Source organism: Pseudomonas cyclaminis (genome assembly GCF_015163715.1).
GTDB lineage: Bacteria > Pseudomonadota > Gammaproteobacteria > Pseudomonadales > Pseudomonadaceae > Aquipseudomonas > Aquipseudomonas cyclaminis.
In genome coordinates this window covers 19,759-41,069 of the sequence record NZ_JADDUM010000088.1, presented here as the reverse complement: position 1 = coordinate 41,069, position 21,311 = coordinate 19,759, and the positions used below count along the sequence as shown (strand labels likewise).

The 21,311-nt window shown below is 64.5% G+C and carries 7 protein-coding genes and 2 pseudogenes; 3 read left to right on the top strand and 6 right to left on the bottom strand.

What is annotated here, in order from left to right; genetic code table 11:
* Positions 1-53: 53 nt before the first annotated feature.
* The 5 genes and pseudogenes from IQK56_RS12495 to IQK56_RS12475 all read right to left on the bottom strand — a co-directional run bounded on the left by IQK56_RS12495 (position 54) and on the right by IQK56_RS12475 (position 4,822).
* Positions 54-275: an MbtH family protein gene (locus IQK56_RS12495; protein WP_017527671.1), complete on the bottom strand. Its 222-nt coding sequence runs from the start codon at positions 273-275 to the stop codon at positions 54-56.
* An 82-nt stretch (positions 276-357) separates the two neighbouring features.
* Positions 358-1,770 carry an aspartate aminotransferase family protein gene (locus tag IQK56_RS12490; protein ID WP_150760376.1) on the bottom strand — a complete coding sequence of 471 codons (1,413 nt, stop codon included), beginning with the start codon at positions 1,768-1,770 and terminating at the stop codon, positions 358-360.
* Positions 1,771-1,931: 161 nt separating this feature from the next.
* Positions 1,932-2,699, bottom strand: a complete 768-nt coding sequence (locus IQK56_RS12485; RefSeq protein WP_122306655.1) for an N-acetylmuramoyl-L-alanine amidase — start codon at positions 2,697-2,699, stop codon at positions 1,932-1,934.
* A 124-nt stretch (positions 2,700-2,823) separates the two neighbouring features.
* Positions 2,824-4,145 (bottom strand): annotated as a pseudogene (locus IQK56_RS12480) (ATP-binding protein).
* Complete coding sequence (locus IQK56_RS12475) at positions 4,142-4,822, bottom strand: response regulator (RefSeq protein WP_099586384.1); 681 nt, start codon at positions 4,820-4,822, stop codon at positions 4,142-4,144. The pseudogene IQK56_RS12480 and the gene IQK56_RS12475 overlap by 4 nt, the downstream one beginning before the upstream one ends.
* A 176-nt stretch (positions 4,823-4,998) precedes the next feature.
* Between IQK56_RS12475 and dsbD the strand changes: the two genes are divergently transcribed.
* Genes dsbD through dsbG form a run of 3 tightly spaced genes read left to right on the top strand, consistent with a single transcriptional unit; the run spans position 4,999 to position 8,314 of the window.
* Complete coding sequence (dsbD, locus tag IQK56_RS12470) at positions 4,999-6,726, top strand: protein-disulfide reductase DsbD (protein WP_122306657.1); 1,728 nt, start codon at positions 4,999-5,001, stop codon at positions 6,724-6,726.
* Positions 6,726-7,577, top strand: a complete 852-nt coding sequence (locus tag IQK56_RS12465) for a TlpA disulfide reductase family protein (RefSeq protein WP_150676467.1) — start codon at positions 6,726-6,728, stop codon at positions 7,575-7,577. The genes dsbD and IQK56_RS12465 overlap by 1 nt, the downstream gene beginning before the upstream one ends.
* Positions 7,553-8,314, top strand: a complete 762-nt coding sequence (dsbG, locus tag IQK56_RS12460) for a thiol:disulfide interchange protein DsbG (protein WP_122308108.1) — start codon at positions 7,553-7,555, stop codon at positions 8,312-8,314. Before IQK56_RS12465 ends, dsbG begins: the two co-directional genes overlap by 25 nt.
* A gap of 91 nt (positions 8,315-8,405) precedes the next feature.
* Here dsbG and IQK56_RS12455 read toward each other — a convergent pair.
* Positions 8,406-21,294, bottom strand: a pseudogene (locus IQK56_RS12455) (non-ribosomal peptide synthetase).
* Between the last annotated feature and the right edge of the window lie 17 nt (positions 21,295-21,311).

Here is a 21,311-nt window from a genome sequence, read left to right as displayed (position 1 = left end):
CCCGCTCACCACAACAAGCGTGCTCGCCACACATATGACAAAAGCGGTCGTATTCAGGCGAGTGCAGCGCCATCCATCTTCTGGCGCAGGCTCAACGGGCGCATATCGGTCCAGGTTTCTTCGATGTAGGCCAGGCACTCTTTCTTCAGGCCGCTCTTGCCTACGGTGCGCCAGCCTTCCGGCACGGCCTTGTAGTCGGGCCAGATGGAATACTGTTCTTCATGGTTGACCACTACCTGAAACAGGATGTCGTCGCGGTCAAATACTGAGGTCATTGCTGTTCTCCATCGCAAAAAAACTGGCTGCGCACCACGCGCAGCACTGATATCTGTAGAGACGTACCAAGCCGTCGAAAAATTAGAGGCTGGCCACAGCGGCTGCCAGGGCGCGCCCGAAGATCTCGGCCACACGGTCGACTTCTGCGGCGGTGATCACCAGCGGCGGCAGGAAGCGCACCACGCTGCCATGGCGGCCGCCCAGCTCCAGGATCAGCCCGCGCTTGAGGCACTCGCGCTGTACCAGCGGCGCCAATTGGCGATGCACCGGTGGGTGGCCCTGAATGTCGAGGGTGCCGTCCGGGTCCACCAGCTCCACGCCGAGCATCAGCCCGCGGCCGCGAATATCGCCCAACTGCGGGAAGTCCCGTTGCAGGATGTGCAGGTGTTCGCCAAGGCGCTCGCCCATCGCTGTCGCATGGCCGGGCAGGTCGTGTTCCTTGAGGTAGCGCATCACCGCCGAACCCGCCGCCATCGCCATCTGGTTGCCACGGAACGTGCCGGCATGGGCGCCCGGCAGCCAGGTGTCGAGCCAGTCGCGGTAGACCACCACCGCCAGCGGCAGGCTGCCGCCGATGGCTTTGGACATCACCACCACGTCCGGGATGATGCCGGCGTGCTCAAAGGCGAACATCTTGCCGGTGCGGCCGAACCCACTCTGGATTTCATCGACGATCAACGCCACGCCCGCCTGCTCGGTGATGCGGCGCAGGCCGCGCAGCCAGTCGAGGTCGGCCGGGATAACGCCGCCCTCACCCTGCACCACTTCAACAATCACCGCTGCGGGCAGCAACACTCCGGCTTCCGGGTCGTTGAGCAGGTTTTCCAGGTAATGCAGGTTGACCCGCACGCCTTCCGCGCCGCCCAGGCCAAACGGGCAGCGGTAGTCATAGGGGAATGGCAGAAACTGCACGCCATTGCCCAGCAACGCGCCCAAGGGCTTTTTCGGCCCCAGGCTGCCCATCAGGCTCAACGCGCCTTGGCTCATGCCGTGATAGCCACCCTGGAACGACAGCACGGTGCTGCGCCCGGTGGCGGTACGTACCAGTTTCAGCGCGGCTTCCACCGCATCGGTGCCGGTAGGGCCGCAGAACTGGATCTTGGCTTCCCGCGCCAGCTCGGTCGGCAACAGGCCAAACAGATCCTGGACGAATTGATCCTTGACCGGTGTCGTCAGGTCGAGAGTGTGCAACGGCAGTTCGTCACTCAGCACTTGCTGGATGGCTTCGATCACCACCGGGTGGTTATGCCCCAGCGCCAGCGTGCCGGCTCCGGCCAGGCAGTCGATGAACTGGCGGCCTTCCACGTCTTCCACATAAATACCCTTGGCACGCTTGAGCGCCAGGGGAATGCGCCGTGGGTAACTGCGGGCGTTGGACTCTTGCTGGCGCTGACGGGCCAGCAGCGGTGTTTCGTCGAACTGGTAGAGCGTTTCCACAGGTGCTGGGCTGGCATGCACCGGGGCGCTTTCGATACGGCTGGTAGCGACAGACATCTCTCTATCCCTCAATACGCTGATGATGGTGACCAAACTGCCGATCCGTTGGCGTCTGGCCCAAGGGCATGCGCACGGATTTCCTGTTCTGGAAACGCATCAGCGGCTGGGGGATTTAGGGCTATTGATCGTTAACGGATGCGGTTGAACGGTACTCGGCGTCAAAGTCCTCGGTATTTTTCATTCAGGGCATACAGGATCGCGCACGTCTCGGCATCCAACACGCCACGGTAATCTCGCGGTCTGAAGTGCATCTGAAACGCCCGCGTCCGCTGCTCAAACGCCCGTCGGTTCTGCGCAGGTTTATACCCATACCGCTGAAACGCCCGCTCGACCTCGACCTCCGGTGGCAGCCCCACACCAAACCGACGCTGATACATCGCCCGCGTCGCCTCATCAAACCAGGCACCCACCCCGGCGTCGTACAAGCATCGCCAGGGCAGCCGGGGGCCTGGATCACTCTTGCGCCAATACGCCACGTCCGAATGCCCGAGAATGTCCGCCGGGCCGATCTGCGGGTAACGCCCAAGGATGTCGCGCACCAAGGCAATCAATACCGAAACCTGCTCCTGGGCGTACGCAGGAAAGGTAAACACCCCCGCATCATCCCGCGCCAGGTTGACGATCTCGATACCAATCGAACGGCTATTGAGGTTATCCCGCCCAGCCCATTGGCTCGCCCCTGCATGCCACGCACGCCTGGTTTCATCCACCAGACGAAACGCGCGCAGTTCGTCATACCCGGCAGCGCGGTAGCCGGGCTCATCGGGATCCGGCAAAAGATAGTGAGCGCTGACCCCATCCTGGGTCAGGGTTCGCAGGGAGGACGCGAACGGCGCGGCGGTGTAATGCAGGATCAGTTGTCCCACAGGCTCGCCGTTGCGGTCGTTGAAGTGCCTGGCTGGGAAACTGGTGTCGATGACCAACATAAGAACCATCCTTTTCAATACAGGCCGAGTCATTCGGCCCGTTCAAGCGCAAAAAAATTACCGCCATCCTGAAGACTTGAACGTCAGGAGGGCGGTAATTATTTGGCACTTGAAAGGACGGCGTTCAGCGTCGCAGCGGCATGCCCAACTCGACACGCAGGCCATCGGCCTGGCTGTCGAACGTCAGTGAACAGGAGCAGCGCTGCACAATCGCTTGCACGATCGCCAGGCCCAGGCCGCACCCTTCGCTGTTGCCATTGCGCCAGAAGCGTTGGGTCAGGTATTGCAGGTCTTCACTGGAAATCTGCTTGCCATGGTCGCGCACGCGGAACACCACTTGATCAGGGGCGGTGAACACACTCAGCTCTACCCGCGTGTCCGCCGGAGTGTGGCGCAAGGCGTTGTCCAGCAGGTTGCGCAGGGCGGCAACCGCCAGGCCCACGGGCATTTCCACCGGGGTAGCGGACAGGTTGTCCGGCAGGATCAGGTCGATGCGCGAGTTATCGCCAGCATTGGCATCCTGGATCGCCAGCCGTGCGACTTCTGCGGCGCTGGACTGCAGGCCATCGTCAAACGACAGGCTGCCTTCCACCCGGGCCAACAGCAGCAACTGCTCCAGGGTACGGTGCAAGCGGTCGGCGCCCTCCTCGGCGTGGGCCAGGGACTGGTCGCGGGCCGCGCCTTCGGTCATGCGCGCCACTTGCAGGTGGGTCTTGATCGCCGTCAGCGGGCTGCGCAGTTCGTGGGCGCATCGCCGGTGAGACGGCGTTCACGCTCGATGGTCTTGGCGATGCGTTGCAACAGTTGGTTCTGGGTGTCCAGCAGCGGTTTGAGTTCGCTGGGCAGCGGGTGGATCTGCAGCGGCTCGAGGGAATCGGCACTGCGCCGCATCAGCGCGTCGCGCATGCGGTTGAGCGGCAGCAGGCTCTGGCCGATGCCCAGCCACAGCAGACACAGGCAACCGAGCATGGCCACGCCCACCGGCACCGACGCCGCCAGCAGGATCGACATATTCAACGCCTCACGCTCCACCTGGCGGTCGGCAGTGGTGATCAGCAGGTCGCCGCGCGACAGGGTAAAGCTGCGCCAGCCCACGCCGTCGATCTCCTGGTCGCGAAAACCGCTGCGTTGCGACTCCAGGCCCTGATCCGGCGTGGTATGGCTGCGCGCCAGGATTTCCCCGCGCAACGAACTGACCTGGCAGGCCATGCCGCCGGGCACGTGCAACTGCTCGGCACTGAAATGCGCGCCGCCGCTGACGCTGGCCAGGCCCGGCATCTGCTCGGTGAGCCCCGCCACCATGCGCGCCGAGGCCACCAGGCGCTGGTCGAGGGAGAACATCATCTGGTTGCGCAGGTCGTTGAGCATCCAGGCCGCTGCCAGGGCCCAGATCAGCACGAATGCGGCGCCGAGCTTGAAGGTCAGGCGCAGGCGCAGGCTTTTCACGAAGCGTTCTCGCCATCATCCGCCGGGCCCAGGCGATAGCCCAGGCCGCGTACGGTCTCGACAATGCCATTGCCCAATTTGCGCCGCAGGTGGTGGATATGCACGTTGAGGGCGTTGCTCTCCAGCTCATCGTTGAAGCCGTAGACGCTGTCCTTGAGCTGTTCGCTGGACAGCACCCGGCCCTTGTTGTGCAGCAGCGCCTGCAGCAGCGCTTGCTCACGCCGGGACAAATCCACCGGCTGGCCGCCCAACAGGGTTTCGCGGCTGCTGGGGTCATAGGTCAACCGGCCATGTTCGATCAGGTTGACGCTGCGCCCCGCCATCCGACGCAACAGGGTTTGCAGGCGGGCAGCCAGTTCGCGCAGGTCGAAGGGTTTGAGCAGGTAGTCATCGGCGCCGGCTTGCAGGCCGTCGACGCGGTTGGTCACTGAATCCCGCGCAGTGAGGATCAGCACCGGAATCTCCAGGCCCTGGCTGCGCAGTTGCTGCAGCAGCTTGAGGCCGTCTTCGTCGGGCAGGCCAAGGTCGAGCACCATGATGTCGAAGGTCGCCGCCTTGAGCATCGCCCGCGCAGCCGCCGCCGTGGCCACGCGCTCAACCGTAAAGCCCTGGGCGGTGAGGCCGGCCACGATGCCGCTGGCAATCAGTTCGTCGTCTTCACAGACCAGTACGTGCATGGTGAACCCTTCATGAAAGATGGGGGGATTAAAGGTGCAGCGGATTAAGCGCAGATTATGCCGTGAAAAGAGTCACGCTCAGATATTCCCTACACTTTAGAATAGCGCCCGGTTAATCATCGGTTAATCAACGCCACACATTGTGTGCCTCACTTGTATCGGACTAAGGCTTGACCATGCGGCATCTGTTTACCTTTCTGCTGGTGTTGTTCGCCGGGCTGGCCCAGGCCGCACCGGGCAACCCGTTTGAGACCAAACCCGATTTCCTCCCGGTGGGCAAGGCCTTTACCTTTACCTCCGAACGTCTTGAAAGTGGCGAGACCCAGCTGTATTGGCAAATTGCCGATGGTTATTACCTGTACAAGCAGCGCATGAAGTTCGAGGGCCTGGCCGCCCAGCCGGCACTGCCGCAAGGCGAAGCCCACAGCGACGAGTTCTTTGGCGAGCAGGAAGTGTATCGCCAGGGCCTGGAAGTGAAGCTGCCCGCCGGGGCCACCGGCCAGGTCAAACTGGGCTGGCAGGGCTGCGCCGATGCAGGCCTGTGCTACCCGCCGCAGTCGATCACCGTAGACCTGGGCGGCAACCCCGCCGTCGCCGCCACCGCGCAGGCCCAGGACCAGAGCCTGGCCAGCGGCCTGCAACAGCGCAGCCTGGGCTGGAGCCTGCTGGTGTTCTTCGGCCTGGGCCTACTGCTGGCATTTACGCCGTGTTCACTGCCGATGCTGCCAATCCTCGCCGGCCTGGTGGCGGGCAGTGGCGCCAGTCCTCGCCGTGGTTTTGCCCTGGCCAGCAGTTACGTGGTGTGCATGGCGCTGGTGTATGCGGCGCTCGGCGTACTGGCGGCATTGCTCGGCGCCAATCTCGCCGCGCTGCTGCAAACACCCTGGATTCTCGGCAGTTTCGCCGCGTTGTTCGTGATCCTCGCCCTGCCGATGTTCGGCTTCTTTGAACTGCAACTGCCCGCCTTCCTGCGCGATCGCCTGGACAACGTCAGCCGCAAGCAAAGCGGTGGCAGCCTGATCGGCGCCGGGGTCCTCGGCGCGCTGTCCGGCCTGTTGGTCGGCCCTTGCATGACCGCGCCACTGGCGGGCGTCCTGCTGTATATCGCGCAAAGCGGCAATGCACTGCACGGTGGGTTGATCCTGTTCTACATGGGCATCGGCATGGGTGTTCCGCTGCTGCTGCTGGTGACCGTGGGCAACCGCTTCCTGCCCAAGCCGGGCAACTGGATGAACGTGCTCAAGGGCATCTTCGGCTTCCTGTTCCTGGGTACCGCCGTGCTGATGATTCGCCCGGTGGTCGGCGAAAGCCTGTGGATCGGCCTGTGGGGCGCACTGGCGCTGGTGATGGCCTACTGCGGCTGGACCCTGGCCCGCGAGTACGGCCTGGCGGCCAAGGTATTCGGCGCCGGTTCCCTGGTGCTGGGCCTGTGGGGCGCAGTGCTGGTTGTGGGCGCGGCCGGTGGTGGCGACGATCTGTGGCAACCGCTGAAGGTGTACAGAGGCGCGCAGGTCGCCGGTGCGCCCACCGCCCATGACGCCTTCATGACCATCAACGACCCCGCCGTCCTGCAAAACCAGCTCGACAGCGCCAAGGCCCAGGGCCAATGGGTGCTGGTGGACTACTACGCCGACTGGTGCGTGTCGTGCAAGATCATGGAAAAACAGGTGTTCGGCCAACCCCAAGTCCTCGATGCCCTCAAAGACGTGCGCCTGCTGCGCCTGGACGTCACCGCCGACAATGCCGCCAGCCGCGAACTGCTGGGCCGCTACAAAGTACCGGGGCCACCGAGCTTCGTCTGGATCGGCCCTGACGGTGAAGAACGCCGCGCCCAACGCATCACCGGCGAAGTGAATGCCGACGCCTTCCTGCAACGCTGGACCCAAGCCCGGGACGCCCTCTGATGCTGACCCTGACCATCGGCACCTTCGCCATCGCGCTGAATCACATCCTGCTGATCAGCGCGTTGATTCTCGCCACCCTGGTGGGCTGGCGCGTGGCCAAGCGTGGCGGTGAGAACCCGGAATCGGTGCTGTTCAGCCTGTTCCTGCTGGGCATGCTCGCGGCACGCGTCAGCTTTGTGCTGATGTACTGGAGTTACTACAGCAGCGACTGGCTGCAGATGGTCGACCTGCGCGACGGCGGCTTTCTCGCCTGGCCCGGCATCATCGCCCTGATCCTCGGTGCACTGGCCTACGGCTGGCGCCGCCCGGCGCTGCGCAAGCCACTGAGCGCCGGGGTCATCACCGGCCTGCTGTTCTGGGGCATGACCAGCCTGTCCTTGGGCGTGTATGAAAAAGGCACGCGCCTGCCGGACATCACCCTGCGCAACGCCAATGGCGAAGTGGTGCAACTGGCGGATTACCAGGGCGGTCCGCTGGTGATCAACCTGTGGGCCACCTGGTGCCCGCCGTGCCGGCGCGAAATGCCGGTGCTGGAAAGTGCCCAGCGCATGCGCCCTGACGTGACCTTCCTGTTCGTCAACCAGGCCGAAAGCATGCAAAGCGTCAGCACCTACCTGGCCACCCAGGGCCTGAACCTGGACAACGTCCTGTTTGACGCCAGCGGCCGCCTCGGCCAGGCCGTGGGTTCCATGGCCCTGCCGACCACCCTCTTCTACCAGGCCGACGGACGCCTGATCAACAGCCACCTGGGCGAGTTGTCCCAGGCCAGCCTGGCCCGTGCCATGGAACCTTTCGACACCGTCCCTGCTGCCACAAGGAAACCGACATGCCAAGCCTCCGCCACCTGCTGACCCTGCTGCCACTGATGGCGGCGGCCACCCTGGCCCACGCCGAAGACTGGCCCGCACCGATCAAACAGATCGAAGCCAAGGGCGCCAGGATCATCGGCAAATTCGACGCCCCCAGCGGCCTCACCGGCTACGCCGCGCAATACCAGAACCGCGGCATGGCCCTGTACCTGACCGCCGATGGCAAACACGTGATCGCCGGCAACCTGTACGACGCCCAGGGCAATGACCTGAGCACCGCGCCCCTGGAAAAGCTGGTGTACGCGCCGATGGCCAAGGAAGTCTGGGCCAAGATGGAAAAAAGCAGCTGGATCCAGGACGGCGACAAAAACGCCCCGCGCATCGTCTACCTGTTCAGCGACCCCAACTGCCCGTACTGCAACATGTTCTGGGAACAGGCACGGCCGTGGGTCAAGGCCGGCAAGGTGCAGTTGCGCCACATCATGGTCGGCATCATCCGCGAAGACAGCGCGGCCAAGTCGGCTGCATTGTTCGCCGCCAAAGACCCGCAAAAAGCCCTGGAGGAACACGAAGCGGCCGGCAAGGGCAGCAAATTGCAGGCACTGGCGAAGATCCCGGCGGATATCGAAGCCAAGCTCGATGCCAACATGAAGTTGATGGATGAGCTGGAATTGTCGGCGACGCCGGCGATTTTCTACCTGGATGACAAGGGTGGGTTGCAGCAACAGCAGGGGGCGCCGTCGCCGGATAAGTTGGTGAAGATTCTTGGGCCGAGATAGGCGTTGCCTGGGATGACGCCATCGGGGGCAAGCCCCCCTCCCACATTTTGATGTGTGAATACATTCAAGTGTGGGTGGGGGGCTGCGACGCTTAAAGCCCCTCCAACTCCGCCATCAAATCACTCAACCGATCCACCTTCTCCGCGCTGATGTCATTGGCCGCAAGCCCATCGATATACTCGGCCAATTGCGCCACCGTGCTGCACTCGAACATCGCCCGCAGCGGCACATCGCGCTGCAAGGTTTTCTGCACTCGCGAGGCGATCTGCGTGGCCAGCAACGAATGCCCGCCCAGTTCGAAGAAGTTGTCTTCCACCCCCACCCGCTCGACCTTCAGCACTTCGGCCCAGATCGCGGCCAAGGTGGTTTCCAGTTCGTTGCGCGGCGCCAGGTAGTCCTGGCTGTGCAACTGGCCAATCTCCAGGGCTGGCAGGGCCTTGCGGTCGAGTTTGCCGTTGGCGTTGAGCGGCAGGCGGTCGAGCCATAGCCAGTGCAGCGGCACCATGTATTCCGGCAGTTCGGCGCGCAGGCGCTGCTTGATGCGGTCCAGGCGTTCGCCTGGTTCAGCGCTTCATCGGCCGCCACCAGGTAACCCACCAGGTGCTTGCCGTTGACGCCCTCTTGCACGCCCACCGCGGCATCGCGCACCTCGGGTTGTTCGTGCAGGCGCGCTTCGATTTCACCGAGTTCGATGCGGTAGCCGCGAATCTTCACTTGATGGTCGATGCGCCCAACGTATTCCAGCACGCCATCGCTGCGCCGACGCGCCAGGTCGCCGGTGCGGTAGAGCCGGTCGCCCGGCGCACCGAACGGGTTCGGCACAAACACGCCGGCCGTGCGCAACGGGTCGCTGACATAACCACGGCCGACGCCAGTGCCGGCCACACACAATTCACCCACAGCACCTTGGGGCACCAACTCCAGCGCGCCATCCAACAGGTACAGGCGATTGTTGTCGGTCGGCGTGCCGATCGGCAGGTAGGTGCCACGGGTCGACGCCAAATCGACGCGGAAGAACGCCACGTCATCCGAGCATTCCGCCGGGCCATAAGCATTCACCAAACCGATCTGCGGATAGCGCAGCAACCATTGGTGTGCCAGTTCCGGTGGCATCGCTTCACCCGTCGGCAGCATCCAGCGCAGGCCATCAAGGCTGATGCGGTCCTGGGCCAGCATGCCCTGGATCAGCGACGGCACGCTCTCCAGCACGGTGATGCCCTGCGCCTCAACGTGGGCCAGCAAGCCTTGGGGATCGTGGGCGATGGTGTTCGGCACAATGTCCACCCGCGCGCCGAACAGCGGCGCGGCAAGGAATTGCCACACGGAAATATCGAAGCTTTGCGACGCGGTTTGCGCGATCACGTCCGCCGCGCTCAGGTCCAGGTACGGCAGTTTGCTCAATTGGTTGTTGAGCATGCCGCGTTGTTCGACCATCACGCCCTTGGGCAGGCCGGTGGAGCCCGAGGTGTAGATCACGTAGGCGAGGTTGTCCGGGCCGCTGTAGATGCCTGGGTTTTCCCCACGGGCAGGCACGTCTTCCCACACCAGCAACTGGCAGTCGACACCGTCGAGCAACTCAATGGCCTGCTCACGGCACGCCTCGGTGCACACCAGCAACGGCGTGCGGCTCATGTCGATGATGCGGCTCAAGCGCTGGCTCGGCAGGCCTGGGTCCAGCGGCAGGTAACCGGCACCGGCCTTGAAGCTGCCGATGATCATGCCCAGCAGGTCGAGGTTACGCTCGGCCAACAGTGCCACCGGTTGATCCAGGCCGACGCCCGCCGCGATCAGCGCATGGCCGAGGCCATTACTGCGACGGTTGAGTTCATCGTACGTCCATTGCTGGTCCAGGCAACTGGCGGCGATCCGCTGCGGATGCTCGCCGACTTGCGCTTCGAACAGCTCGATATAGCTGCGGTCCAGCGGGTAAGCGTGCTCACTCTGGTTGCAGCCTTCTACCAGGAACTCGCGCTCCTGCTCGCCAATCAACGGCAGGTCGGCCATGTCGCCATGGAAGCCCTGCACCAGCGCCAGCAGCAGGCGCTTGAACTCGCCGAGCATGCTTTGCACGGTGGTTTCGTCGAAGTAACGCTGGTCGTAAGACAGGTGCAAGCCCAGGTCATCACCGGGGTAGCACACCGCGGTCAGCGGGAAGTTGGTGTGGGTGCGGCCGGAATCCGAAGTGGCATTCAGGCTTTGTGCACGGTCCAGCACCGAGGTTTCCACCGGGGCGTTTTCGAACACGAACAGGCTGTCGAACAGCGGTTGGCCCTTGGGCAGTTCGCTGTGTTCCTGGATGGTCACCAGCGGCAAATATTCGTACTCGCGCAGCTGCATATTGCTGTCGAGCAGGCCGCTCAACCATTGGCGCACGCTGCACGGTTGATCGTCTTGCGGCAGCTTCACCCGCAGCGCGATGCTGTTGATAAACAGGCCGACGGTGCGTTGCATCTCGGGCATTTGCACCGGACGCCCGGCCACGGTGACGCCGAACAGCACGTCGCGGTCCCCGCTCAAGCGACGCAGCACCAGGGCCCATGCCGCCTGGGCAAAGGTATTGATGGTGAGCTGATGGGCCTGGGCCAATTCCCGCAGTTGCGCGCCATCGCGGGCATCCAGGCGGGTGTAGCAGTCGCCCACCACCATGCCGCCGCTGTGGCCCGCGTGTTCGCGCAGGAACGGCCGGTCGCTCGGGATCGGTGTGGTGCGCTCAAAGCCTTGCAGGTTCTGCTGCCACCACTGGCGTGCTTCATTCAGATTCTGGCGTTGCAGCCAGGCAATGTAGTCGCGATAACGCGGCGGTGTGGCCAACTGCGCCTCAACGCCTTCGCCCAGGGCCATGTAGATCTCGAAGAAGTCATTCATCAGCAGCGAACGACACCAGGCATCGATAAGGATGTGGTGGTTGCTCATCATGAACCAGTAGCGCGCTTCGCCAACGCGGATCAGGCGCAGGTGGAACGGCGCCTGGTTGAGCAGATCGAAGCCGGCTTCGCGCTCAGTCTTGAGCAACGCTTGCAGGCGCGGCTCTTGCTCAGCCTCAGGGTCCTTGCTCCAGTCCAGGTACTCGATTGGCGTGCTGCCGGGTTTGTGGATCACTTGCAGCATGTCTTCGCCGACGTTCCAGCAGAACGAGGCGCGCAAGGCTTCATGACGGGCGATCACCGCTTGCCAGGCCTGGGCGAAGCGCTCCGGGTCGAGGGCGCTGTTGATGCGGTAGCGGTCCTGCATGTAGTACAGGCCGGTGCCTGGTTCGAGCAAGGTGTGCAGCAACAGGCCCTCTTGCATCGGGGTCAGCGGGTACACGTCTTCGATGGCGCTGGCCGGAACCGGCAAGCTGTCGAGTTGCGGCTGGGTCAGGTGCGCCAGGGGGAAGTCGGACGGCGTAAGGCCGCCGGCATCGTCCCTGAGGCAATGCGCGATCAGGCTGTGCAACTCGGCCAGGTAGGCTTCGGCCAACTCGCGGACGGTGTGTGCATCGTGGCGTTCGCGGCTGAAGGTCCAGCGCAGCACCAGTTCACCGCCATACACCTGGCTGTCGACGCTCAGGGCGTTGGGCAGTGGCGCATCCGGGTCGTGGGCCAGGCCCGCCGATTCATCCAGCGGATGGAACAGCGCCTCGCTGCCGAAACTCTGGTCGAACTGCCCCAGGTAGTTGAAGGTGATGTCGGCGCTTGGCAGTGCTGCCATGGCCTGCTTGCACAGATCGTCCGCCAGGTAGCGCAGCACGCCATAACCGAGGCCCTTGTGCGGCACGCCGCGCAGTTGTTCCTTGATGGCCTTGATCGAGTCGCCCTGTTCAGCCTGCGGCGTCAGGCGCAATGGGTACGCACTGGTGAACCAGCCGACACTGCGGGTCAGGTCGATCTCATCGAACAGGGCTTCGCGGCCATGGCCTTCCAGTTGGATCAGCGCCGAGTCATGCCCGCTCCAGCGGCACAGCACGCGGGCCAAGGCGGTCAACAGCAGGTCGTTGACCTGGGTGCGATATGCGCTTGGCGCTTGTTGCAGCAACTGACGGGTGTGTTCGGCACCCAGGCGCACGCTGACGGTCTCGGCATCGCGATTGCGCAACGTGCCCTGCGCACGGTCCACCGGCAACGCCACGGCCGGGCCCGCCAATTGGTCCTGCCACACATGCAATTCTTCGCGCAGGGATTCGCTGCTGGCATAGGCCTGCAAGCGTGCGGCCCAGTCACGTAGCGCGCTGGTCTTGGCCGGCAGGCTGACGGATTGGCCTTCGCTGAGTTGGCGATAGACGTTCTGCAGGTCTTCGAGCAACACCCGCCACGACACGCCATCCACCACCAAGTGATGGATCGCGATCAGCAGGCGTTGCTGGCCTTCGGGGCCGTCCACCAGCAAGGCGCGCAGCAGCGGGCCGTGTTCCAGATCGAGGCTGCGCTGGGTGTCGGTGAACAGCGCGGTGCACTGCGCCATATCGCGCACTTGCGCCTGCATCAGCACGCCGCCCTGGGGCACGGCCAAATGCTCGGCATGCCATTGCGCATGGCGCCGGGTGAAGCTCAGGCGCAGTGCGTCGTGGTGCTCCAGCACTGCCAGCAGCGCTTGTTCCAGGCGATGAGGTTCCAGCAGTTGCAGTGGCTTGAGCACCAGCGCCTGGTTCCAGTGCTGACGCGCCGGAACATCGGTATCAAAGAACCAATGCTGGATCGGCGTGAGGCCCGAGCTGCCGGTGAGTACGCCCTGCTCCGCCGTGACCTGCTCGGAGCGCGTGGCGACGGCGGCCAGGGTTTGCACGGTCTGATGCTGGAACAGGTCGCGGGGGCTGAAATGAATCCCCGCCTGCCGCGCCCGGCTGACCACCTGGATCGACAGGATCGAGTCGCCACCCAGCTCAAAGAAATTATCGTCCAGACCGACTTGCTGCACGTTCAACACCGCGCACCAGATCGCGGCCAGGGTGCTTTCCAGTTCGTTGCGCGGGGCCACGTACTGTTGGCGATTGGCCTCGGGGTCCGGCTGCGGCAAGGCGCGGCGGTCGAGCTTGCCGTTGGCGGTCAGCGGCATGCTGTCGAGCACGATCAGGTGTGCGGGCACCATGTAGTCCGGCAATTGCGCCTTGAGGTGGGCCTTCAACGCCTCGCGCAATGGGCCGTGCTCTGCGTCGCTGACCAGGTACGCCACCAGCTGTTTGCCACTCGGCGAATCCAGCGCCAGCACCACCGCCTCGCGCACCGCTTCGTGTTCCAGCAGGCGGGTTTCGATCTCGCCCAGCTCAATGCGAAAACCACGGATTTTCACCTGATGGTCGATACGCCCCAGGTACTCCACCAGGCCATCGGCGCGTTGGCGCACCAGGTCGCCGGTGCGGTACAGGCGCCGCCATTGGCGGCAAACGGATCGGCGACAAAACGCTCCGCCGTCATGCCCGGACGCTCGTGGTAACCCTGGGCCAGGCCCGCGCCGCCGACGAACAACTCACCGGTCGCACCTTGGGGCACCAAGGCCAGATCGGCGTCGAGAATGTACGCCACGCGGTCGCCGATAATGCTGCCGATCGGCACGCTGCCGGCGCCCTCTTCCAACTGCTCGGGCGCGAGGCTGGCCAGTGGCATCACCACGGTTTCGGTCGGGCCATAGGCGTTGAAAAACACCTCGGGCTGGAAGGCTGCGCGAATGCGCTGCAAGTGTTCGCCGGTCAGGGCTTCGCCGCCAGTGATGCACATGCGTACCGGCAAGGTCTGATTCTGGGTCGCCAGCCATTGCGCCAACTGGCTGCCATAGCTCGGGGTAAAGCCGAGGATATTGATGCCATGGGTGCGGATCAGCCCGCAGATTTCCTCTGCATCCCACTGGCCCTGGGCCCGCAAGACCACTTGCGCGCCGCTGAGCAACGGCACCAGCAGACGCTCGGTGGCGGCGTCGAAGTTGATCGAATAGAAATGCAGCTCGCAGTCATCCGGGCGCATGCCGAAGCGCGCGATCACGGCCTGGCAATGCATGGCGATTTCGCCATGGGACACCACCACGCCTTTCGGTTTGCCGGTGGAGCCGGAGGTGTAGATCAGGTACGCCTGGTGTTGCGCCAGGCTGATAAACGGCAGCTCATCGGCCGGGTAGTTCGCCAGCACGGGCGAGTCGTCCTCCAGGCACCAGCACGCCACTGTGGCCGGCAGTTCACCGAGGGCTTCGAACATCGCCGCGTCGCTGAGCAGCAGGCCGATGCCGCTGTCTTCGATCATGTAGTGCAGGCGATCCAGCGGGTATTCCGGGTCCAGCGGTACATAGGCGCCGCCGGCCTTGAGGATCGCCAGCAGGCCGACGACCATTTCCAGGGAGCGCGGCAGCGCCAGGCCGACCCGCACCTGTGGGCCGACGCCGCGTTCGCGCAGCATCCAGGCCAGGCGATTGGCACGGGCATTGAGTTCTGCGTAAGTGAGGGTAACGCCGGCAAAGGTCAGGGCCGGCGCATCCGCACGCTTGAGCGCCTGCTGGCTGAACAACGGGTGGATACACTGATCAAGGCGGTGTTCACCGGCCTCGACGCCCAGGCTGTCCTGCAATGCGCGTTGTTCGGTGGCGGTCAGCAGCGGCAGTTCGCTGAGGCGTTGTTGCGGGTCGGCAATCAACGCTTCCAGCAGGTTGCGCCAATGTTCAGCCATGCGCGCAATGCGCGGCTCGTCGAACAGATCCGTGCTGTACGTCAGGCAGCAACCCAGGCGATGGTCGAGGTCGGTGACTTCCAGGTTGAGGTCGAACTTGGTCGCACGGGCATCGTTGGCCAGGTATTCGACGGTCATGCCGGCCAATTGGCGGCTCTGCTGGAATTCCCAGCGCTGCACGTTGCACATCACCTGGAACAGCGGGTTGTAGGCGGCACTGCGCGGTGGTTGCAGGGCTTCCACCAGATGGTCGAACGGCAGGTCCTGGTGGGACTGGCCCTCGATCACGGTGTGGCGCACCTGCTCGAACAATTCGCCGACATTCATCTGCCCATTGAGCTGGCAGCGCAGCACCTGAGTATTGAGGAACGCGCCGATCAGCCCTTCGCTTTCCGGGCGGATGCGGTTGGCCACCGGGGCGCCGATGCGCAGGTCGGTCTGACCGCTGTAGCGGTAGAGCAACACGGCCAGGGTCGCGGTCATGGTCATGAACAGCGTGAGGCCGCGTTCGGCGTTGAAGGCGCGCACACGGGCGGCCAATTCGTCGCTCAGATCGAAGCGGTACAGCTCGCCCTGGTGGCTTTGCACCGGCGGTCGTGGGCGGTCGCTCGGCAGTTCCAGCAGCGGATGCTCACTGCCCAGTTGTGCGGTCCAGTAATCCAGTTGGCGTTGGCGCTCGCCGGATTCCAGCCACTGGCGCTGCCACACGCTGTAGTCGAGGTATTGCACCGGCAACGGCGCCAGGGGCGACAGGCGCTCGTCGATAAAGGCTTCGTACAACGCGCTGAGTTCACGGGCAAAGATGTCCATGGCCCAGCCTTCTGTGACGATGTGGTGCAGGGTCAGCACCAGGTAGTGCTCCTGCTCGCCGGCCTTGACCACACAGGCGCGCAGCAGCGGCCCGGTTTCCAGGTTGAACGGCGTGTGGGCCTCATGATCGGCCAGTTGCTGCAAACGCTGCTGGCGCTCGGTTTCGTTCAGCGCCGAAATATCCTGCCAGTCCATGCGCAGGCCGGTCTGCGGCGAGACCTTCTGATAGGCCACACCGTCGACGCTCGGGAACGTGGTGCGCAGGGTTTCGTGGCGCATGATCAAGGCCTGCAACGCGGCTTCGAAACGCCCCACATCCAGCACACCCCGCAGGCGCGCCATGCCGCCGACGTTGTAGGCCGGGCTGTCCGGCTCCATCTGCCAGAGGAACCACATGCGCTGCTGGGAATAGGACAACGACACCGGCTGGCTGCGGTCGACCTGGGCAATCGCAGTTTGCTGGTTGCGCTGGCCCGACGCCTGGATCCGCTCGACTTGCTCGGCAAACGCGCCCAGTTCGCTGGCTTCAAACAAGGTGCGCAGCGGCAGTTCGACGTCGCAGGCCTGGCGGGTACGGGAGATGATTTGCGTGGCCAGCAACGAGTGGCCGCCGAGGGCGAAGAAGTCGTCGCGCAGGCCGATTGCTGGCAGGCCGAGCACTTCGCGCCAGATCGCGGCGATCTGCTGCTGCAACACTGTTTCGGGCTCAATGTGTTCGCGGGTTTGCCACACCGGCTCCGGCAATGCGCGGCGGTCCAGCTTGCCGCTGGGGCTCAGGGGCATGGCGTCCAGGCGCATCAGTTGCGCGGGCACCATGTACTCAGGCAGCTCGGCGGCCAGGGCGGCTTTCACGTCCTGTTCATCCAGTGCGGTGCTGGCGGTGTAGTAGCCGATCAGCGTGGCGTTGCGCACCAGCACCACGGCCTGGGCGATACCGTCCAGGGCCAGCAGGCGTGCTTCGATTTCTTCCGGTTCCACACGGAAGCCGCGCAACTTGACCTGCTGATCGAGACGGCCGAGGTATTCGAGCACGCCATTGGCATTCCAGCGCACGCGGTCACCGGTGCGATACAGGCGCGCGCCGGCCTCGCCCAGCGGGTCGGCAATAAAACGTTCGGCGGTCAAACCGGCACGCCCGAGGTAACCCCGCGCCAGGCCAATGCCACCGATGCACAGTTCGCCCGGCACACCGGCTGGCAACAGGTTGAGGTGATCGTCCAATACGCGGCAGATCACATTGCCCAGCGGCCGGCCAATAGGCGAGCGCTCGCCATCTTCTGCGGTGCAGTGCCAGTGGGTGACGTTGATCGCGGTTTCGGTCGGGCCATAGCGGTTGTGCAACTGCACCGCCGGCAACTGCGCCAATACGCGGTTGCGCAGTTCGGCCGGCAACGCCTCGCCGCCAGAGAACAGGCGACGCAGGCTGGTGCATTCGGCCACTAACGGCTCGTCGATAAACAACTGCAACAGCGGCGGCACAAAGTGCAGGGTGGTCACGCCGTGCTCCTGCACCAACTGCGCAATGCGGTGCGGATCGCGATGCTCACCCGGGCCGGCCAGCACCAGGCGGCAGCCGGTGATCAACGGCCAGAAGCATTCCCACACCGACACGTCAAAACTGATCGGTGCCTTTTGCATCAGCACGTCGGTGTCGTTCAGTGCGTATGTGGCCTGCATCCACTGCAAGCGCTCGGCCAGCGCTCCATGGGTATTGCCCACGCCTTTGGGCTGGCCGGTGGAGCCGGAGGTGTAGATCACGTAGGCAAGGTTGTCGCCGTGCAGGTGCAGACCCGGTGCCTGGGTCGGCCAGCGGTCCAGGTGCAGGCTGTCCATGGCGATGACGCACACGCCGTCGGCGCTCGGCAGTTGCTCCAGCAATGCGGTTTGGGTCAGCAGCAGTTGCACGCCGCTGTCCTTGAGCATGTAGGCCAGGCGCTCGGCGGGGTAATCCGGGTCCAGCGGCACATAGGCGCCACCGGCCTTGATGATCGCCAACAGGCCAATCAGCAGTTGCGGCGAACGCTCGGCGGCGATGGCCACGCACACGTCCGGGCCGACGCCTTTGTCGCGCAGGTAATGGGCCAGGCGGTTGGCCTGGGTGTGCAGTTGGGCGAAGGTCAGGCTGCCGTCCTGCCAGACCAGCGCGGTGGTGTCCGAGGTCTGCCGATTGAGCAGCTCGGGCAACCATTGCTGGGCCGGCGCACACGGCGCCTGGCTCCATGGCTGCTGTTCGCCCACCGGCAGCAACTGCAGGTCGCCGAGGGCTTGCTGGGGGTGCTCGCAAATGGCGTGCAGCAGGTGGGTGAAGTGCTCGGCAAGGCGCTGGATGGTTGCGCCTTCGAACAGCTCATCGGCGTAGTCGAACGCCAGGCTCAGACGGCCGTTGCGGTCTTCTTCGGTATGCAGTTGCAGGTCGAACTTGGCTTCGCGGCTGTGCCACGGCAACTCATCGGCGAGCATGCCCGGCAGGCGGCGCAAAGCGCTGAGATCGCGTTGCTGGTGGTTGAACATGACCTGGAACAGGCCCTGCTCGCGGGCCTGGGGGAAGGCTTCCAACAGTTGTTCGAAGGGCAGGTCCTGATGGGCCTGGGCGCCCAACGCGGTTTCGCGGGTGGCGGCCAATAGCTGGGTGAACGGCAGGCGCCCGTCCAGCTCGGCACGCAGCACCAGGGTGTTGATAAAGAAGCCGATCAGGCCTTGGGTTTCCTGGCGCGGGCGGTTGGCGTTGGGCACGCCGATGCGGATATCGCGCTGGCCGCTGTAGCGATAGAGCAAGGTCTGGAACGCCGCCAGCAACAGCATGAAGGGCGTGGATTCGTTGGCCTGGGCGGTCTGGCGAATCGCTTCGCTGAGGCCGGCGCTCAGGCGCACGCTATGACGCGCAGCACTGTGCAGGTGGTGGGCGGAACGCGGGTGGTCGGTGGCCAGGCTCAGGGTCGGATGCTCGTCCCCCAGTTGGTTTTTCCAGTACGCCAGTTGACGCTGGCCTTCACCTTCGGCCAGCCATTGGCGCTGCCAACTGCCGTAGTCGGCGTATTGCAGGGCGAGCGGCGGCAGCGCCAGGGATTGTCCCTGGGAGGCGGCGGCGTACAGGCGCGAGAACTCGTCGATAAGGATGTTGAGCGACCAACCATCGGCAATGATGTGATGCAGCGTCACCAGCAATTGGTGGTCTTCATCGTCCAGGCGCACCAGGGTCACCCACAGCAGCGGGCCTTTTTCCAGATCGAATTGCGTGCGCGCCTCGTCTTCGCGGATCTGCTGCGCACGGGCTTCGCGCTCGGTGGCGGGCAGGTCGCTGAGGTCGATGACTTGCAGGTCGAACGCTACGTTGGCGTCAACGCGCTGGAAGGCTTGGCCATCACGCTCGTAGAAGCGGGTGCGCAGGGCTTCGTGGCGCTGGATCAGGTGCTGGAAGCTCAGGCGCACCGCGTCTTCGTCCAGCTCGCCACGCAGGCGCAGGCCGCCGGGAATGGTGTAGGCGCTGCTCTGCGGGTCCAGTTGCCAGGTGATCCACAGGCGATTCTGGGCCAGGGACTGGGGCAATTCGTCCTGGCGTGACAAGGCATGAATTGCGCCTTGGGCGACGCCGCCGTCCTGCTGCAACTGTGCAACATGGGCAGCAAACGTCGACAGGGTCGGTGCCTCGAACAGCATGCGCAGGTTCAGCTCCAGGCCAAGGGTTTCACGCAGGCGTGCGACCACTTGGGTGGCGGTGATGGAGTTACCGCCGAGCAGGAAGAAGTGATCGTCGGCAGCGACACTCGCGACCTGTAACTGCTCGCACCAGATCGTCGCGATCTGCTGTTGCAACTCGCCGTCCAGTGCCGCATCGCCAGCCTGCCCTTGCAGATCGGGGAATTGCGCGTAGCTGTCGAGGCTGCCATCGGCGTGACGCAGCGCACAGGCCGCACGTTGCACCTTGCCGCTGGACGTCTTGGGCAACGCGCCGGGGTTGAGCAACACCACCACGCTCGGCGCCTCTTGATAGGCCTCGGCCACGGCCTGGCGGATGGCCTTGATCAGCGCTTCGGGCGGCAGGATTTTCTGCACGCTGCGGCTGATTTCGGCGGCGATGCCGATGCCTTCCAGGCCCTGGTCATTCACCGCAAACGCCGCAACCCGGCCTTTGCGCACCACTTCCACTTCGCGCTCGATGGTTTGCTCGATGTCTTGCGGGTAGAGGTTGTGACCGCGCACGATCAACAGGTCTTTGAGGCGGCCGGTGATGTACACCTCGCCAAAGCGGATAAAGCCCAGGTCGCCGGTACGCAGCCAGGTCCGCCCGGCGTGCTGGACGAAGGTCTTGGCGGTGGCTTCAGGATTGCGCCAGTAGCCGTGGGCGATGCTCGGCCCGGTGGCCCAGAGTTCGCCGACGCTGTTGTCGGGCAATTCATTCAACGTGTGAGGGTCAACGATCAGCACCGCGTGTTCCGGCTGGCTGGTGCCGCAACTCATGATCGCACTGCCCTGCCCCGGCTCGGCGCGGTTGGCGGCCAGCGCCGTCTCGTCGACGCGCAGCGCCGGGATGCCATGACCCCGGGTGCCGCCAGCGACAAACAGCGTCGCCTCGGCCAGGCCGTAAGACGCGAAGAAATTGTCTGAGCTGAAACCACAGGCGGCGAATTTCTCGGCGAAGCGCTCCAGGGTGTCGAGACGGATCGGCTCGGAACCGGAATAGGCCACGCGCCACTTGCTCAGGTCCAGGCGCTCCAGGGCTGATTCGCTGACGCGCTCGCTGCACAGGCGGTAGGCGAAATCCGGACCGCCGCTGATGGTGCCGCCGTATTCGCTGATCGCTTCCAGCCAGCGCAATGGCCGGCCAAGGAAGTACGCCGGCGACATCAGCACGCACGGCACGCCGCTGAAGATCGGTTGCAGCAGGCCGCCGATCAGGCCCATGTCGTGGTACAGCGGCAGCCAGCTGACAATCACGTCGTCGGGGTTGAGGTCGATGCCGAAGCCGCGACGGATCAGCACTTCGTTGGCCACCAGGTTGCCGTGGCTGACTTGCACGCCCTTGGGCAGTGCCGTGGAGCCGGAGGTGTATTGCAGGAAGGCGATGTCGTCGGGATGCAGCTCGGGGGCGACCCAACTGTCAGTGCCGTCCAAGGTGTCGACACTCAACACCGGCGGCGCATTTTCGATCTGCGCCAGGCCCTCGGCGAGACTGGCGATGGTCAGCAGCAGGCGCGGTTCGGCGTCGCTGATGATCGACAGCAAACGCTCCTGGTGATGACGGCGGGTGGACTCCGGCGGGTAGGCCGGCACCGCGATCACCCCGGCGTACAGGCAGCCAAAGAACGCCGCGACGTAGTCCGGGCCGCTGGGGAACAACAGCACGGCGCGGTCGCCCAACGCGGCATTGGCCTGCAGGGCGCTGGCGATGGTGCGGGCGCGCTGGTCGAGGTCGCGATAACTGAGCACAACGCTGTGCTCGGCGGACTCGGCCAGGAAGCGCAGAGCCACCTGGTCCGGGGTCTGCACGGCGCGACGTTGAAGGGACTGGACCAGGGTGCGGGGAAGTTCGAAGGCGTCCATCATGGGGTTCCTGCCTGAAA

Excerpts from the sequence above, each read along its gene's own strand:
- IQK56_RS12495 (WP_017527671.1), bottom strand. The coding sequence starts at position 275 with ATGACCTCAGTATTTGACCGCGACGACATCCTGTTTCAGGTAGTGGTC.
- IQK56_RS12490 (WP_150760376.1), bottom strand. The coding sequence starts at position 1,770 with ATGTCTGTCGCTACCAGCCGTATCGAAAGCGCCCCGGTGCATGCCAGC.
- IQK56_RS12485 (WP_122306655.1), bottom strand. The coding sequence starts at position 2,699 with ATGTTGGTCATCGACACCAGTTTCCCAGCCAGGCACTTCAACGACCGC.
- IQK56_RS12475 (WP_099586384.1), bottom strand. The coding sequence starts at position 4,822 with ATGCACGTACTGGTCTGTGAAGACGACGAACTGATTGCCAGCGGCATC.
- dsbD (WP_122306657.1), top strand. The coding sequence starts at position 4,999 with ATGCGGCATCTGTTTACCTTTCTGCTGGTGTTGTTCGCCGGGCTGGCC.
- IQK56_RS12465 (WP_150676467.1), top strand. The coding sequence starts at position 6,726 with ATGCTGACCCTGACCATCGGCACCTTCGCCATCGCGCTGAATCACATC.
- dsbG (WP_122308108.1), top strand. The coding sequence starts at position 7,553 with ATGCCAAGCCTCCGCCACCTGCTGACCCTGCTGCCACTGATGGCGGCG.